This is a genomic window from Paenibacillus sp. JJ-223, assembly GCF_927798175.1.
Lineage (GTDB): Bacteria > Bacillota > Bacilli > Paenibacillales > Paenibacillaceae > Paenibacillus > Paenibacillus hubeiensis.
On the sequence record NZ_CAKMMP010000001.1, the window covers coordinates 250,417 to 264,967 of the forward strand.

11 protein-coding genes are annotated in these 14,551 nt (G+C 48.4%); 8 read left to right on the top strand and 3 right to left on the bottom strand.

Going from position 1 to position 14,551, the window contains the following annotated elements; all coding sequences use genetic code 11:
- Nucleotides 1–165 precede the first annotated feature (165 nt).
- Entirely contained in the window at nucleotides 166–939 is a 774-nt protein-coding gene (locus L6H98_RS01040; RefSeq protein ID WP_236412920.1) for an HAD family hydrolase, read from the bottom strand.
- A 50-nt stretch (nucleotides 940–989) separates the two neighbouring features.
- The gene (locus L6H98_RS01045; protein WP_236412253.1) at nucleotides 990–1,910 is read right to left on the bottom strand and encodes a helix-turn-helix domain-containing protein; all 921 of its coding nucleotides are present in this window, start codon (nucleotides 1,908–1,910) and stop codon (nucleotides 990–992) included.
- Nucleotides 1,911–2,124: 214 nt separating this feature from the next.
- Here L6H98_RS01045 and L6H98_RS01050 point away from each other — a divergent pair, with 214 nt between their 5' ends.
- The 5 genes from L6H98_RS01050 (at nucleotide 2,125) to L6H98_RS01070 (ending at nucleotide 7,605) form a co-directional block, all read left to right on the top strand.
- Nucleotides 2,125–3,312 (top strand): MFS transporter, encoded by a 1,188-nt coding sequence (locus L6H98_RS01050; RefSeq protein ID WP_236412255.1) that lies wholly within the window; start codon nucleotides 2,125–2,127, stop codon nucleotides 3,310–3,312.
- Nucleotides 3,313–3,393: 81 nt separating this feature from the next.
- Nucleotides 3,394–4,119, top strand: a complete 726-nt coding sequence (locus L6H98_RS01055; protein WP_236412257.1) for an ATP-binding cassette domain-containing protein — start codon at nucleotides 3,394–3,396, stop codon at nucleotides 4,117–4,119.
- A gap of 66 nt (nucleotides 4,120–4,185) precedes the next feature.
- On the top strand, nucleotides 4,186–5,457 hold the full coding sequence (locus L6H98_RS01060) for a hypothetical protein (protein WP_236412259.1): 1,272 nt from the start codon (nucleotides 4,186–4,188) through the stop codon (nucleotides 5,455–5,457).
- Entirely contained in the window at nucleotides 5,450–6,148 is a 699-nt protein-coding gene (locus L6H98_RS01065) for a response regulator transcription factor (protein WP_236412260.1), read from the top strand. Before L6H98_RS01060 ends, L6H98_RS01065 begins: the two co-directional genes overlap by 8 nt.
- Complete coding sequence (locus L6H98_RS01070) at nucleotides 6,145–7,605, top strand: HAMP domain-containing sensor histidine kinase (protein ID WP_236412262.1); 1,461 nt, start codon at nucleotides 6,145–6,147, stop codon at nucleotides 7,603–7,605. Before L6H98_RS01065 ends, L6H98_RS01070 begins: the two co-directional genes overlap by 4 nt.
- A gap of 224 nt (nucleotides 7,606–7,829) precedes the next feature.
- On the opposite strand, the gene L6H98_RS01075 is transcribed toward L6H98_RS01070, so the two are convergent.
- A complete protein-coding gene (locus tag L6H98_RS01075) occupies nucleotides 7,830–9,056 on the bottom strand; it encodes a glucose-1-phosphate adenylyltransferase (RefSeq protein WP_290371402.1) in 1,227 nt (408 codons plus the stop codon).
- Nucleotides 9,057–9,252: 196 nt separating this feature from the next.
- Between L6H98_RS01075 and glgB the strand changes: the two genes are divergently transcribed.
- From glgB to L6H98_RS01090, 3 genes are all read left to right on the top strand, one after another.
- Nucleotides 9,253–11,280: a 1,4-alpha-glucan branching protein GlgB gene (gene glgB / locus L6H98_RS01080; protein ID WP_290371403.1), complete on the top strand. Its 2,028-nt coding sequence runs from the start codon at nucleotides 9,253–9,255 to the stop codon at nucleotides 11,278–11,280.
- Nucleotides 11,277–12,710, top strand: coding sequence for a glycogen synthase GlgA (glgA, locus tag L6H98_RS01085; protein WP_236412264.1), 1,434 nt, complete (start codon nucleotides 11,277–11,279; stop codon nucleotides 12,708–12,710). Before glgB ends, glgA begins: the two co-directional genes overlap by 4 nt.
- A gap of 104 nt (nucleotides 12,711–12,814) precedes the next feature.
- Nucleotides 12,815–14,518 carry a right-handed parallel beta-helix repeat-containing protein gene (locus L6H98_RS01090; RefSeq protein ID WP_236412266.1) on the top strand — a complete coding sequence of 568 codons (1,704 nt, stop codon included), beginning with the start codon at nucleotides 12,815–12,817 and terminating at the stop codon, nucleotides 14,516–14,518.
- Nucleotides 14,519–14,551 lie beyond the last annotated feature (33 nt).

A 14,551-nucleotide genomic window follows, 5' to 3' on the forward strand; every position in this document is an offset into this window, starting at 1 on the left:
GCGTATGGTTGGCGCCGATCGATAACGGCACGAGCCAAAACTGGAATGACAAAAAAGGACCCGAGAGATAGAGACGGGTCCTTTTTTGTGGTTGGGTTCTTCATTTTGGCTTCAGTGCCCTATGACTAATTCGGAAGACGGATCAAAGAAGCAAAGAGTCCTATCTCATTTCGACTGGTGCCGATAGATTCGTTTTGCATGGTGCTGCAGATTTTCATGAATAATCTCTGGCACTTCTTTCAAGGCAGTGATCGTGTACATGGACACATCAGGGTTGGGCTGAAGCTCCACGATGTTATACTGCCACTCGTTCGGCTGTTTGATATAAATGCTGTGGATGCCCGCCGTTACTGCCGGCATAATATCCGTGCGAAGCGAATTGCCCACCATCCAGGTTGCAGTGCGGTCGAACGGTCCGTTTGACAGAATACCCTCCAATGCTTCGATGTTTTTATGCTGCCGGATATAGATCCGGTCATCGAAGTAAAGAGATAACTTCATCTGATCGATTTTGCGCTGTTGAATGACTTTTTCCCCGCCGGTATACAGATAAAGGGAATGTCCTTCCGATTTCAGCTTCTCCAACGTTTCGACCATGTGCGGGTAAGGCTCGACTTCCTGTTCGTATACGCTCATTCCCAGCTTGTGCAGGTAAGCCTCTTCGGAAGCAGCCGTCGGTCGTTTATACTTTTGCGAAAAGTAGCGATACGTGTCAATCAGCGATTGAGGGAAGTGATGGCTCGCGAAGCCGACTTTGTTTACTCCCGTAACATCGATCTCCAGCTGTTTGTCCCGAACCTGCTGAACGGACAAGGCATCGCCTTTAAACCATTCCTGCATATTTTCGAAAAACTCGCCAAGCACGAGGTTGAAGTATTTGTTGCAATAGACGAGCGTATCGTCGAGATCGAATAATATGTGCTGTTTCCAGGTGTTCATCATTAATCACTCCTTGCAGCCGACGGCTACGCATTTCATTCCGATACGGATCAAATACGTATGTAGGATTCCAAAAACATGTTCAATTCGGAAACGCCATCGGGACGGATGCTGTATTTTTCTTTGCGATTGCTGCCGAGCAAATGGGTGCGCAGCAGTCCGGCAATGCGAAGCGCCATAACCTGATCCTTGACCGTATCCTCATCCTTGCCGAGCATTTCGCACATTTCGGCGAGTGATCGGGGTTCCCCGGAGACGTAGCGGAGCAGGCGAAGCCTTTCCGGATCGGAAAGGGCATGGGTAAAACGCAATAAGCAGGTAGGCGGCTGATCCTCGTCCTCTTCCGGAACATCAATCGGATACTGCATGATCATCGCGCCTTCATAGAAATTATACATATTAATAGGCCGATTATGGACGGTCGGGAACAAAATGACCTCTTTGACACCAGGGGTCGGTTCGACGATTACGCCTGCGGTGGCGTATTCCACGAGCAGCTCAGGACCCATCTTGTCAAGCAGTATCCGTTTCTCTTCGGCGTCTTCTTCAATCCAGCACCGGTAATCCTGGCTGATATCCTGGCAATAGTGCTCGTTCCAAAGACGAAGCAAAGGAAGATAACTGTTGCAAATGCGCGTAGTTTCTTCTATTGTAATATGCGGCATAAGGGCAGAGATCCTCGCGAGCGATTGCTCGGGGGTCGAATCGGCCAGCATGCCAAGGAAATCCTCGTTTTCTTGGCCGCAATCGCGATAGGCTGCCCAAGCGAACAGAACGTCAAAATCGTCGAAAGGCCAGGCGGCTGCCGGAGCCAATGCAGCCTTCACGTTGGAACTTAGTTTGCCTTCGACGTCCAGAATCCATTCAGGACCAATATCCAGATGCTGGATCCATTTCTTCGTCACATAAACCATGAAGCTGTTGAGCATCTCATATATCGGTGAAACATCAATTTTAACTTGATAAGACATACGATGCGGAATCCTCCCGTCACATCATTTATACGCAGCGACTTATGTACTATTATGGCTTGTTTTAGAGGGCGTTGTCCACTATAATGTTCAAGTCCGGGACAAACGGCCTTACCACTGGCAGGGTTCGGGCGAATAACTAGATATCTATTTAATGTAAAAAGTCGTCAGCGATGGCGATTTTTCTTTGTATGCACGCAGGGGGAATCATTTTATGTCAAAAAACAGCAGTATCGCCACACATTCATTATCGAATTATTTCATCTTGATTACCGTCATTGTCGTTGCCGGAATAAGCCAGGGCTTATTATTGCCGGTGCTGTCGATCTTTTTGGAGGAGCGAGGCGTTTCACCCGGCCTAAACGGCTTAAACGCCGCAGCGCTGTATATTGGCTCCTTTGCGATGACACTTATTGCGGAACGATTGCTTGGTGCCATCGGGTTCAAGCGGTTGATCGTGAGCGGACTGGTTTTGGTCATGTTCGCGCTTGTCCTTTTTCCTTATATCCCTGATATCAGGGTATGGTTTATGTTGCGGCTGATCGTAGGTTTGGGGGACAGCGCTTTGCATTATGCAGCTCAACTCTGGGTGCTGCTGGTAACAACGCCCGAAAAGAGGGGGCGCTACATCTCCTTGTATGGCATGTCTTACGGACTTGGCTTTAGCATCGGGCCGCTGGGAATCAAGCTGCTTGGTTATGGAGAAGCGGTTCCGTTCTGGGTGCTGTTTGCGTGTCTGGCGGCTGTGTTGATGCTGGTTTTGATCAAACTTCCGGATGCAAGACCGGAAAAGACGGAGCAGGGCGAACGGCCGGAGAGACGTTTTCGGCGCAGCTTTGCATGGGCATGGTATGCCTTGCTGCCTGCGTTTTTATACGGTTACATGGAAGCCGGAATGAACAGCAATTTCCCGGTATACGGTTTGCGCATTGGTTTCGATGCCAATGAGATTTCGTCGCTGCTGCCGTTTGTGGGGATTGGGGGACTACTTCTGCAGCTTCCGCTGGGCATGCTCAGCGACCGCTTTGGGCGCAAAGCGGTATTGATGTTTGCCGGGATCATGGGAGGAGCGACGTTTCTGGTTTTCCCGCTGGCAGGTACACATTTCTGGTGGGCCTTGGTTCTCTTGACCGTGGCTGGCGGCCTGGTCGGCTCCTTTTTTTCGCTTGGCTTGGCCTACGCTGCTGATATTTTGCCCAAGGCGTTTTTGCCGGCGGCGAATGTGGTCGCTTCTTTTTACTTTACGATCGGCAGCATGATCGGCCCCAATCTGGGCGGTCAATTCATTCATTGGTTCTCGCCGGGAAGCATGTTTGTTTTGCTGGGGGTGTTATACATGCTTTTTGGCATCGGAGGACTGTTATTCAAGCGTAAACCTTCCAAGGAATTTGTGGTAGAATAGAAGCGGGTGTTCGCATGGAAATGTATGTCCTTTTCCGAGTACACTAGTAGTAGGAAAACATGGACAAGAGGAGACGTCGCGATGATCAGAGTAGAGAATTTGAATAAATTCGTAGGAGCGGACCGGATTCCGGTGCTGCGCGATATCCGATTCGATATGCAACAGGGGGAAATGATCGCCGTCGTAGGCGCCAGCGGGAGCGGCAAAAGCATGCTTTTGAAATGCCTTGCCCTCATGGAAAAATGGGATAGCGGCAAGTTTACCGTCGACGGAGTCGACATTTTGAGCCAAGGCTGGTCCGGAAAAACGAAAATCAAGCGCGAATGGGCATACTTGGAGCAAAACCCGCAATTGTATCCGAGGCGCACGGCCCTGAAAAATGTGCTGATCGGCCGGGCCGGACAAACACCGTGGTGGAGGATGCTCACCGGTATGGTAAGATCCGACGATTACATGGGAGCCATGGACGTGCTGGAAGGGCTGGGGCTGCTGGATAAAGCGCACCAAACCGCCGAAAAGTTGAGCGGTGGCGAGAGGCAGCGTGTCGCTACGGCAAGGGCCCTTGCTCATGGCGCAAAGGTCATTCTGGCCGATGAACCTGTGGTGGGGCTTGATCCGCATACGGCGGATTCCGTGCTGGAAACGCTGCGCAAATTGTGTGAACAGGAACGAGCAACCGTCATCGCGGTGCTGCCGATCGAACTGGCCGAGAAGCATGCGACCCGGATCTGGGGGCTTGCAGAAGGCCGCATCGTTTTCGATATCCGCGGACGGAGACTGACGCAGCAAGAAAAAAATCTGATTTGATTGAAATGAGTGATGAAATTGCTTAATTCGCGCTGGAGGCGAGCATTCGCTGGCGGAGCCGTCTCCATGATGCTTGTTTCGCTACTGAGTGGGTGTACGGTCATCAGCGATCCCAAAATATTGATGAAACCGCCGACGATGTCGATGGACAAGGAGAGGCTGTATACCATCGTACAGAAAGAACAGCCGCCGGAAAGCAAACTGATCCGTCCCAAAGATCTGAATAATACGAGCATGATTCGTGTAGCCGATCTGGATGGGGACGGTACGCGGGAGGCCATCGTTTTTTACGATACTCCCAACGAAAATGTGCGCATCCACGGCATGCTGCTCGAAGAACAAGGGGATACCTGGGTTAAAAAATTGACGTTTGACGTGCCGGGCAACAGTCTCGAGTCCTTCAAACTGCTTGACATTACGAACGATGGCTACCCTGATATCGTGCTTGGAGTGAGCTTGGAAGCGCAAAAAGCTATGATGGCATATTCTTATAAAGGCGGAGCCCTTGAACAGGTGATGGGCGGCGTTCCGTATAATCAACTGGTGATTGACGACGGCCAGGGGAATCCGTTGGATCTGAACGGGGATGGGGAGAACGACTTTGTTATCGTGTCGCTGAATACCAGCGGGTTTGTTTCGATTGCCCTCTACCAGTATAACGAAGGAAGCTTCAAGGAACTCGACCGGATCCAGTCCGATTACACGGTGAAGGACATTTATACCGCCCTTGGCGGTCAGGTTGCAGAAAACCGGACAGGTATTGCGCTGGATGCCGAGTTGGATGACCGGAGCACATTTTCCCAGATCGTCTACGTTAAGGATAATAAACTGGTGAATGCTTTCCAATCTCCGGACCAAACGTACAGAGATGACAAAATTTTAAGCGGTGACATCAACAATGATGGTATTATTGAATTTGGACTGAAAGAAACGCCCAAAGGTTGGGAGCACTATGTGTTCAATGACCGGATGTGGTTTTACACGTTTTATCAATGGGATGGAAATGAAGGCAAGAAATTTGTGAATTTCCAATACAGGGATGACGCGAATTTGTTCCATTTGAATCTAAAACCCGAGTGGTATGGCAAAATCACCATTGATACCAAATCCGAGAAGGGCAAATATATTCGCTTCAAAATGATCGATTCCGACGAAACGGTCGGTGAGATTCGATATTTCACCATGTCTCAGTGGGAGCAGGAGAAAGGCAAGAAGTGGAAAGAAATTACGCGAACGAGTGATCGTGTAATTGCTTCGCGTGGCGCGCAATTGGATGGTAATGACGGATTACTGGACAATATATCGCAGCTGAACAGAAAGGAAGAACTAAATGAGTAAAGTGCTTATTCTTGAAGATGAAGAATCGATCCGCAGTTTTATCGTCATTAATCTGAAACGAAACGGATTTGAAGTGCTGGAAGCGGGTGACGGAAATGAGGCGCTCCGCATTTTGCAATCCGTGCCGGATATCGACCTCGCATTGCTGGATGTCATGGTGCCGGGCATAGACGGTTTTGAAGTATGCAGACGCATTCGGGAAACGAATGAACGAATCGGTATTATTTTCCTTACAGCCAAGGTACAGGAGCAAGACAAAGTGTATGCACTTTCGGTGGGAGCCGATGACCATGTGAGCAAGCCGTTCAGCCCGACGGAGCTGATTGCCCGCATCCAGTCTTTGCTGCGCAGGGTCAACGTGCATCGTGAGACGGCTGCCAAGGTGACGTTCCAGTCAGGACCGTTTTCGTTGGACTTGATCTCCAAGCAGTTCAAGAAAAACAACGAGCTGATCGAACTGACGCCGACCGAATTTTCGTTGATCCAGTTCTTCCTCGAAAAAGAAAACACGCCGCTGAGCCGCGATCTGCTGCTTGATCACGTATGGGGCAAGGAGTATATGGGAGATCCCAAAATCGTCGATGTGAACATCCGCCGTTTGCGCCAAAAAATCGAAAACAATCCTTCCGAACCAGAGTACCTGCAAACCGTATGGGGACACGGGTATAAGTGGAAGGGCAGGGATCAATGATCAAAAAGGGCATTACCCGGCAGATCGTTCTGCATTATTTTTTCGTGGTGTTCCTGGCACTCTTGCTGGTCGAGTTCATCTTCATGCTTGCGGTCCAGAGATACTACTATGAGAGCATCTATAATACGATTAACCAACGTATTACCGCCACCAATGATTATAAGGAGCCGCTGTCCCTCGTAAGCGGGGCGGAAGATGGAAACAATCTGTCATACTTGCTCGTGAACTTGCAATTGGATAATACCGAACTGCAAATTCTGGATTTGAACGGTCGCGTGCTGGCGAGTTCAACGGCGTTTGAATCGGAGCGGGCCGTTATACAGACGAGCGATATTACCCAAGCGATGAATGGCAGCATTGGACGATGGGTTGGAAGGCAGCCGAATACGGGCGAACAAATCATGGCCGTTTCCCATAAGCTGGACCTGGGCGGCGAGAACACGTACATCATACGATATTTGACCTCCCTGGAGGACGTGAATTCCAGATTGCTGGTGATGGGGTTGCTGGCTATTCTGGTGGGTATCGCGGTACTGGCCATCGTGCTCATTATTAGCATCGGTATGGCGAATTCCATCGTCAAACCGATTAACAACATCACCGCAGTGTCGGAACAGATGGCCCGGGGCCGTTTGGATGTGAGGGTCAAAGGAAACTATAAGCATGAGCTGGGGGAACTGGCTTCAACGCTGAATTTCATGGCTCAGGAAATCGTGCGCAGCAATCAGATCAAGGATGATTTCATTTCCTCGATATCTCACGAACTGCGTACCCCGCTGACCAGTATCAAGGGTTGGAGCGAGACGCTGGATTCCGGCGGCTACGATCCGGATGAGACGCGAATCGGCATGAGCATCATCTCCAAGGAAACGGAACGGTTGATCGGTTTGGTTGAAGAAATGTTGGATTTCTCGAAATTGCAGCAAAATCAGATGAAACTGGTCAAAGGGACGGTCAGCATTCGGGAAATCGTGCAGGAAACGATGTTGAACGTCTGGGCCAAAGCCGAACAGAAACAGATCCATCTCAAGCTGGATGCCGATGAAACGAAGGCCTATAATGTTTTCGGAGACGGTAATCGGCTGAAGCAGGTGTTCCTTAATATCGTCGATAATGCCATCAAATTTTCGCATGAAAATTCGTGGATATACTTGTCCGTGAAAGAAGAAGACGGCAAGGTGATTGCTGCTGTCCAGGATACGGGCATCGGGATTAGCGAAGAACATTTGAGCAAGGTCAGGGACCGCTTCTTTCAGGTTAATCATCAAAACGGAGGCACAGGGTTGGGGCTTGCCATCACCCAGCAGCTGGTCGAACTGCATGAAGGAACAATCTCGATGCAAAGCGAGCTGGGTTCGGGAACGACGGTTACGGTGATGTTGCCAGCTTTGGCTGAAGAGGATGATTTAATGAAACATGACGATCAACAGGCAGGGCCGGATATCGGAACAACGTAAGGAACAAAGCATATCCCTTGTTTGAACCGGGCAGAATGGTTAGGAAATTGAAACACAGGGCTGCGTTACATCCGTCCCGGTTCAAATGAAATAAGATGTATAATAAAGGATATAGGATGAAGCAACAAAAAGGGCGAACCGTTCAACGGCTCGCCTTTTTTGTTTATAAAATCAGGAATAATTAACCTCATACAAATCCTTCGTTATATATTCCCAAGTGAAACTTATGATGAAAGTTCGCCTGCACGCAGTCGACCGGTCTTCTCATAGACTTCCTTCAAAATTCGCGCGGATTGTGTACGCAATGCCGGTTTGGCAGAAACGACTTCTCCTGGGCCAATCACGGCAATTTCGTCTGCGCTGCCTTTGACGATGGCACCGTCCTTGATAATGGCTCCTTCGCCGATAATGGCATGCTCAATGTGGACGCCGCGGCCGATGCGAGCATTAGGCATAATTACGCTCTCCTTGATTTCCGAACCTTTGCCGACCTCAGCCCCGCAGAAAATGACAGAACGTTCGGCACGCCCATCAATGGCACAGGATTCATGGATCATGGACATGGCATGCTCGGTACGGGAAGCGGGGATTCGATACGTACTCGTTTTGCTTCTCCAGCCACGCGTGAACATGGGCCAATGTTCTTTGTGAAGACTCCAGTCCTGATCATTGTGCAGAAGATCCATATGGGCATCCCATAGGCTTTTTACCGTGCCGACATCTTTCCAGTACCCGTTAAAATTATAAACGTAAAGCGAATTGCTTTCATTCAGCATTTGCGGGATGACGTCTTTGCCGAAGTCATGGCTGGAATCCGGATTTTGAGCATCCTCGAGGAGATGGCGCTTCAGATATTCCCAGTTGAACACGTAAATACCCATTGAGGCCAAATTGCTTTTTGGTTTGGCCGGTTTTTCGGTGAACTCGGTTACGCGCAATTCATGGTCTGCGGCCATGATACCAAAACGGTGAGCCTCATTCCAAGGGACTTCCATCACCGAAATGGTGGCGGCTGCTTTGTTGGATTTGTGAGCGTTCAGCATCTCGCGATAATCCATATGATAAATGTGGTCTCCCGACAAAATCAGCACATTTTCGGGGTTTTGTTTATCAATAAAGTCGATATTTTTATAAATGGCATCCGCAGTTCCCAAGTATTCGTCATTTCCTGTATGGTAAGATGGAAGCAACGATATTCCAGATTCAGACGAGTTCTCTTTTCTCCAAGGCTCTCCGCTTCCAATATGTTCATGCAATGATCCTGCTTGATATTGCGTGAGCACGCCAACAGTATCGATTCCCGAGTTTACGCAGTTGCTGAGAGGAAAATCGATGATCCGGTAATGCCCGCCAAACGGCACAGCGGGTTTAGCGATACTTGAAGTCAGGGGTGCCAAACGTTTACCCTCTCCTCCCGCCAACAGCATAGCGATGCAATCTTTATTAAACATAATCGTTTCCCTCCCGGAAATTTTTGTTGAAAGTTGTACATACATTAACGCGATTTGGAGCTGATGAAACGATATATACGGTTAAAAATCTGTAAAATTACAACATTTTCGAAATCGGTCATTTTTCTTTTCAATTTGGCTAGAATGGGGTAATGGTTAACGTTATTATTATTTTCTGGGAAAAGCAGGTGATTTTATGGCGATTGAACCATTCACAGATCCGGTCATTTCACCGGAACTTATTTATTTGTTTCATGAAGGAAGCCTTCATCACAGTTATCGTATGTTGGGTGCACAGCCTGTCGTCGAAAATCAACAACAAGGGTACCGGTTTACGGTATGGGCGCCCCATGCGAAGGAAGTGGGTCTGGCCCTTGACCGCAACCATTGGAACGGAAAAAAGGATCCATTACATAAAGTGCCCAATTCCGGATTTTGGACTCGTTTCTTTCCTGACATTCAGGAAGGGACCCTATACAAATTTCACTTATTGACCAAAAACGGTGAAGAATTGCTCAAAGCCGACCCTTATGCATTTCACGCCGAAGTCAGACCGCGTACGGCATCCATCACCAGCTCCATCGACGGTTACAAGTGGAACGACGGAGCATGGAGGCGCAAGCAAAGAGGCGTATACAACAAACCCGTGCACATTTACGAGATGCACCTGGGAACCTGGAAACGCCGTCCAGACGGCTCGCTTTATAATTATCGTGAAATGGCTGACCTGTTGATTCCGTACCTGTTGGAGATGAACTACACCCATGTAGAGATTATGCCCTTGACGGAGCATCCTTATGACCTTTCATGGGGATATCAAAATACCGGTTTTTTTGCGCCAACGAGCCGCTACGGAAAACCAAAAGATCTGATGTACTTTGTAGACAAGCTTCATCAGGCAGGAATCGGCGTTCTGTTGGATTGGGTTCCTGCCCACTTTGCCAAAGATGCCCATGGCCTCAGATTGTTCGACGGTACGCCATTATACGAGTATGCTGACCCGATGTTAGCCGAGAGACCGGGGTGGGGCACGCTCAGTTTTGACTATTCGAAACCAGAAGTCCGCTCCTTCCTCATCTCCAATGCCGTTTATTGGTTGGAAATGTATCATTTTGATGGGCTGCGCGTTGATGCGGTAACAAGCATGCTGCGGCTGGATTTTGAAAAATCTCCGGGCCAGTTTCGTCCGAATCCGGACGGCGGATTGGAAAACAAGGAAGCCGTATCTTTTTTACAGGAATTGAACGAGACGATATTCCGCTATTTCCCGTACGCGTTAGTCATGGCCGAAGAGTCCAGTGCATGGCCCATGGTGACGTCCCCTACGGATGCAGGAGGACTGGGTTTTAATTACAAATGGAATATGGGATGGATGAACGACACGCTCGATTACATCAAGAGCCCGTTTCATGAGCGCCCAGCCAAACACCATTTGCTAACCTTTCCGATCATGTACTCCTTTAGTGAAAATTACGTGCTGCCTCTGTCCCATGACGAGGTGGTTCATGGCAAAAAATCATTGCTCGACAAGATGCCGGGAACATATGAGCAGAAGTTTGACGGTATGCGGGCGTTTTTGGGTTACTTTATGACATTCCCAGGCAAAAAGCTGTTGTTCATGGGCGGCGAATTCGGCCAATTTATCGAATGGAAGGACGAAGACCAACTGGACTGGTTTTTGCTCGATTATGAGAGCCACCGCAAACTGCATCGTTTCGTACGCGACTTGTCGAAGTTCTACCTTAACGAAAAAGCCTTGTGGGAGCTTGATCATTCCTTTGAAGGATATGAATGGATCACTCCGGATGACCATGGTCAAAGTGTCATTTCATATGTGCGCAAAGGAAAAAAACCATCGGATACACTCCTGGTCATTATTAACTTTCAGCCGATCGAACGGAAGCGTTACCGAATCGGAGTCATGCGTCCCGGTATGTATACCGAAGTGCTGAACAGCGATCATTCCGATTATGGAGGATCAGGTACTCTCAATCATATGCAGCTGCCTACGGAAAAGATTCCATTTCATGGGCGGCCCTATAGCCTTGAAGTGGTGCTGCCTCCGCTCAGCATTGTCATTTTGAAGAAAGCGGGTCGCCAGAGAGCCGCGAAACCCGCTTTGGATGCAGCCGAAGGCAAAGTGAAAGCTTCAAAGAAGGCCCCATCGGGTAAAGCTTCCAAAGACGAAGTTCAGACGCAACCAAAGAGGAGGAAAAAGGCATGAAACTATTGTTTGCAGCAGCTGAAGCACATCCTTTTGTCAAAACGGGTGGTTTGGCCGATGTCATCGGGGCTTTGCCGCTCGCCTTGAAGAAGGCTGGAGTCGACGTTCGGGTGATATTGCCCAAATACAAAAGCATTCCGGACGAATTCAAACAGGCCATGGAAACGGTCGCGGTTACGGAAGTGCCGGTCGGTTGGCGAAGGCAATATTGCGGAGTCGAGATGTTAGTCCATGAAGGCATTCCCATTTACTTTGTCGATAATGAGTACTATTTTGCGCGGGATGGCGTGTACGGTTACATGGATGACGGAGAACGGTTTTCCTTTTTCAATCGGGCGGTGCTCGAAGTGCTGCCTAAGATCGATTTCAAGCCAGACGTTTTGCATACTCACGATTGGCACGCGGGAATGATCCCGTTGCTGCTTCAGGCACATTACGCCCACCATCCGTTTTATACGGAGATCCGTACGGTGTTTACCATACATAACCTGCTGTACCAAGGCATTTTTCCCTATGAAGTGTTCGGTGAATTGCTTCAGCTGCATAGTCGTTACTTTACGATGGAAGGCGCAGAATATTATGGTAACGTCAATTTCCTGAAAGCAGGGGTCGTTTATGCCGACCACGTCACGACAGTAAGCCCGACTTATGCGCAGGAAGTACAGACGGCCTATTACGGTTATGGGTTGGACGGGTTGTTGTCTTCGCTTGGCGATCGGTTTAGCGGAATTGTGAATGGCATCGATACGATGAGCTACAATCCGGCTACCGACAAGAAAATTGCGGTGAAATTCAGATCAAGCCTCTCCAAAAAAACAGAGAATAAAATGGAGCTTCAGAAGGAGCTGGGACTGCCTGTGCGTCCGGATGCGCCTCTTATGGTTATGGTTACGCGTCTGGTGGATTCAAAGGGACTTGACCTCGTCTGTCGAGTTTTGGATGAATTGCTGCACTACGATGATCTTCAATTTGCCGTTTTGGGCACGGGAGACGAGTTTTACGAGCACTGGTTCCGCGAGGCAGCCCACCGCCACCCGCTTAAAATGTCTGCGCAGATTTTGTTTAACGACGGGCTTTCCCGGCGTTTTTATGCCGGAAGCGATCTTTTTCTGATGCCGTCGCGTTTTGAACCTTGCGGAATTAGCCAATTGCTGGCGCTGCGTTATGGCAGCGTGCCGATCGTACGCGAAACGGGCGGTCTGAACGACACCGTTCAGGCATACAATGAACACAGTGGAGAGGGGAACGGGTTTTCGTTCACCCATTTCAACGCCCATGATATGCTGCATACGATCCGTCGGGCAGAGGCGTTTTATCGGGATAAAGCAAGCTGGAAGAAAATCGTGAAAAACGCGATGGGCGGAGATTACAGTTGGGATTCTTCTGCAGAACAATATATGGATATCTACCGTCGAATTTCGCTGGGATGAATTCTGGTTTCCAAGACGCTTTATAAAGCAACCTATAATGGCCACAGTATAACTATACTGTGGCTTTTTTTATAGGAAATACTTCAAGAAGGGGAGCTGGTATATTGAGTAACATCAGTTTTAACTCTGATTACAACTTGAATATGCAAGGATTTAATACCAATGAAGCTTTTAATCCTGTGAGGCTGAATGAAATGTTTGCCCAGGTGCTTGGCAGCATTTCAGCTGTGCAAGCCAGGACCTATGGCAATACGATCGACGTCCGCAACTTTGCTCCAGGGGATGGGAGCGACCAATCCGTGCAAATCAGAGCATTCTTTGATGCTGCCAAAGACGGAGACATCCTGTTGTTCACCCCGGGGCATTACAAAGTAACGAGGCCAGGCTTGTTCTACACGTTTTCGGGCAGATCCGTCATTATCAGGGGACTTCCTGGGGCAGTATTGGAAATGTCAGATCAAGGTCTAAGCATCGTGAACAGCAGTCATGTAGAAGTAACGGGACTGACGCTTAAAAGATCGACGCAGGCTTCTTGGGGAGCAGGAAAAACGGGAATTTCCATTCGAAATAGCAGTAATGTGCTCGTACAGAATAATGAAATCAGCCAATTTACAGATGCGATTGGCGTGATTGGATCGAACAGTCTCGATTCCCCATCTCGTAATATCGTGATTCGAAACAACAAACTGTATGACCTTGGCGAAGAACCGATTGTTGTGCGGTCGAACCTGTCTTTTGTCATCATCAATGAAAATGATTGTTACCGTTATCTCGGTGATGGCATCCTTGTTAAGGCGACTTGGGATTTGCATATCATGAACAATTATTTACATGACCCCATTCTGTCTACGGATGTGGATTACGACGTTTTTACCGGAGGGCAACAAGGGACGAATGTGCCTAAAGCAGGAGGGGGAATCAGCTGCAATAATGAAGGCGGGGAAACTGGAGCTCGCAACATGACGATTCATGGTAACAATGTCTATGGAACGTCGTTTGGTGTGATCTTGGCTGGTTTTAAAGGGGCAATGGTGACCTCAAATGTTCTGAAGAATATCAGGCTAACCTCAGCCATTTCGGTATCGTTTCTTCCCACTCCATTTAATCCAAATAATATAAAAAACCATGAATTCATCATTCAGGGCAATTTCATAGACTCTATTCTCCAATCGGCCCCTACGGCAGCAATTGAAGCCCGGACTACTGTGGGACCCGAAGGGCTTGATATTGGCATTATTGCTGACAACATCATTTTGCCACAAGGAAATCACTGGGGAATCATGGCCAACGGCAATATTATTGTAAGAAGTAACTACATTGCCCAAGCAGGGATTGCGATGGATTTGAAGAATGGTGTTGTTGCGATCGCAAACATAATTGAGCCTGGTTTTGAGACACCTCAACCGGAGCGAATGGTAAACATCTATGATAACGTGACATTTTCGAATAATTCGATCAAGGGGAAGGGGACTGTCATCAAAATACTTGGTTCAAGGAATATTATTACAGGTAATCGTATGCAATACGAAGGAAAATGGTGGGCGGTTCATCTAGAAACAAATAACTATAAGGTTGAACATAATTTAATCCGAGACAATATTTTGACTGTGGGAAGCACAGCAGACGGACGGTATTTATACGGAGTGAGCTCAATAAATGATGGCAAGAACGTTGTCATCGACACGCTTCAGGATCATAACGGGAATTTGTATCAACTGGCAGATCATTTGGTATTGACGGGTCCAAATTCGACGAAGTGGAAAATAATCATTGATGCACAGGGCCAGTTAAAAACCACGAAATTATGATGGATCCAGCCCGCCGAGTCATGCATTTTTAAT

What these genes read in the sequence shown, in the direction of transcription:
- L6H98_RS01040 (WP_236412920.1), bottom strand. Translation starts at nt 939, where the DNA reads ATGAACACCTGGAAACAGCACATATTATTCGATCTCGACGATACGCTC.
- L6H98_RS01045 (WP_236412253.1), bottom strand. Translation starts at nt 1,910, where the DNA reads ATGTCTTATCAAGTTAAAATTGATGTTTCACCGATATATGAGATGCTC.
- L6H98_RS01050 (WP_236412255.1), top strand. Translation starts at nt 2,125, where the DNA reads ATGTCAAAAAACAGCAGTATCGCCACACATTCATTATCGAATTATTTC.
- L6H98_RS01055 (WP_236412257.1), top strand. Translation starts at nt 3,394, where the DNA reads ATGATCAGAGTAGAGAATTTGAATAAATTCGTAGGAGCGGACCGGATT.
- L6H98_RS01060 (WP_236412259.1), top strand. Translation starts at nt 4,186, where the DNA reads ATGATGCTTGTTTCGCTACTGAGTGGGTGTACGGTCATCAGCGATCCC.
- L6H98_RS01065 (WP_236412260.1), top strand. Translation starts at nt 5,450, where the DNA reads ATGAGTAAAGTGCTTATTCTTGAAGATGAAGAATCGATCCGCAGTTTT.
- L6H98_RS01070 (WP_236412262.1), top strand. Translation starts at nt 6,145, where the DNA reads ATGATCAAAAAGGGCATTACCCGGCAGATCGTTCTGCATTATTTTTTC.
- L6H98_RS01075 (WP_290371402.1), bottom strand. Translation starts at nt 9,056, where the DNA reads ATGTTTAATAAAGATTGCATCGCTATGCTGTTGGCGGGAGGAGAGGGT.
- glgB (WP_290371403.1), top strand. Translation starts at nt 9,253, where the DNA reads ATGGCGATTGAACCATTCACAGATCCGGTCATTTCACCGGAACTTATT.
- glgA (WP_236412264.1), top strand. Translation starts at nt 11,277, where the DNA reads ATGAAACTATTGTTTGCAGCAGCTGAAGCACATCCTTTTGTCAAAACG.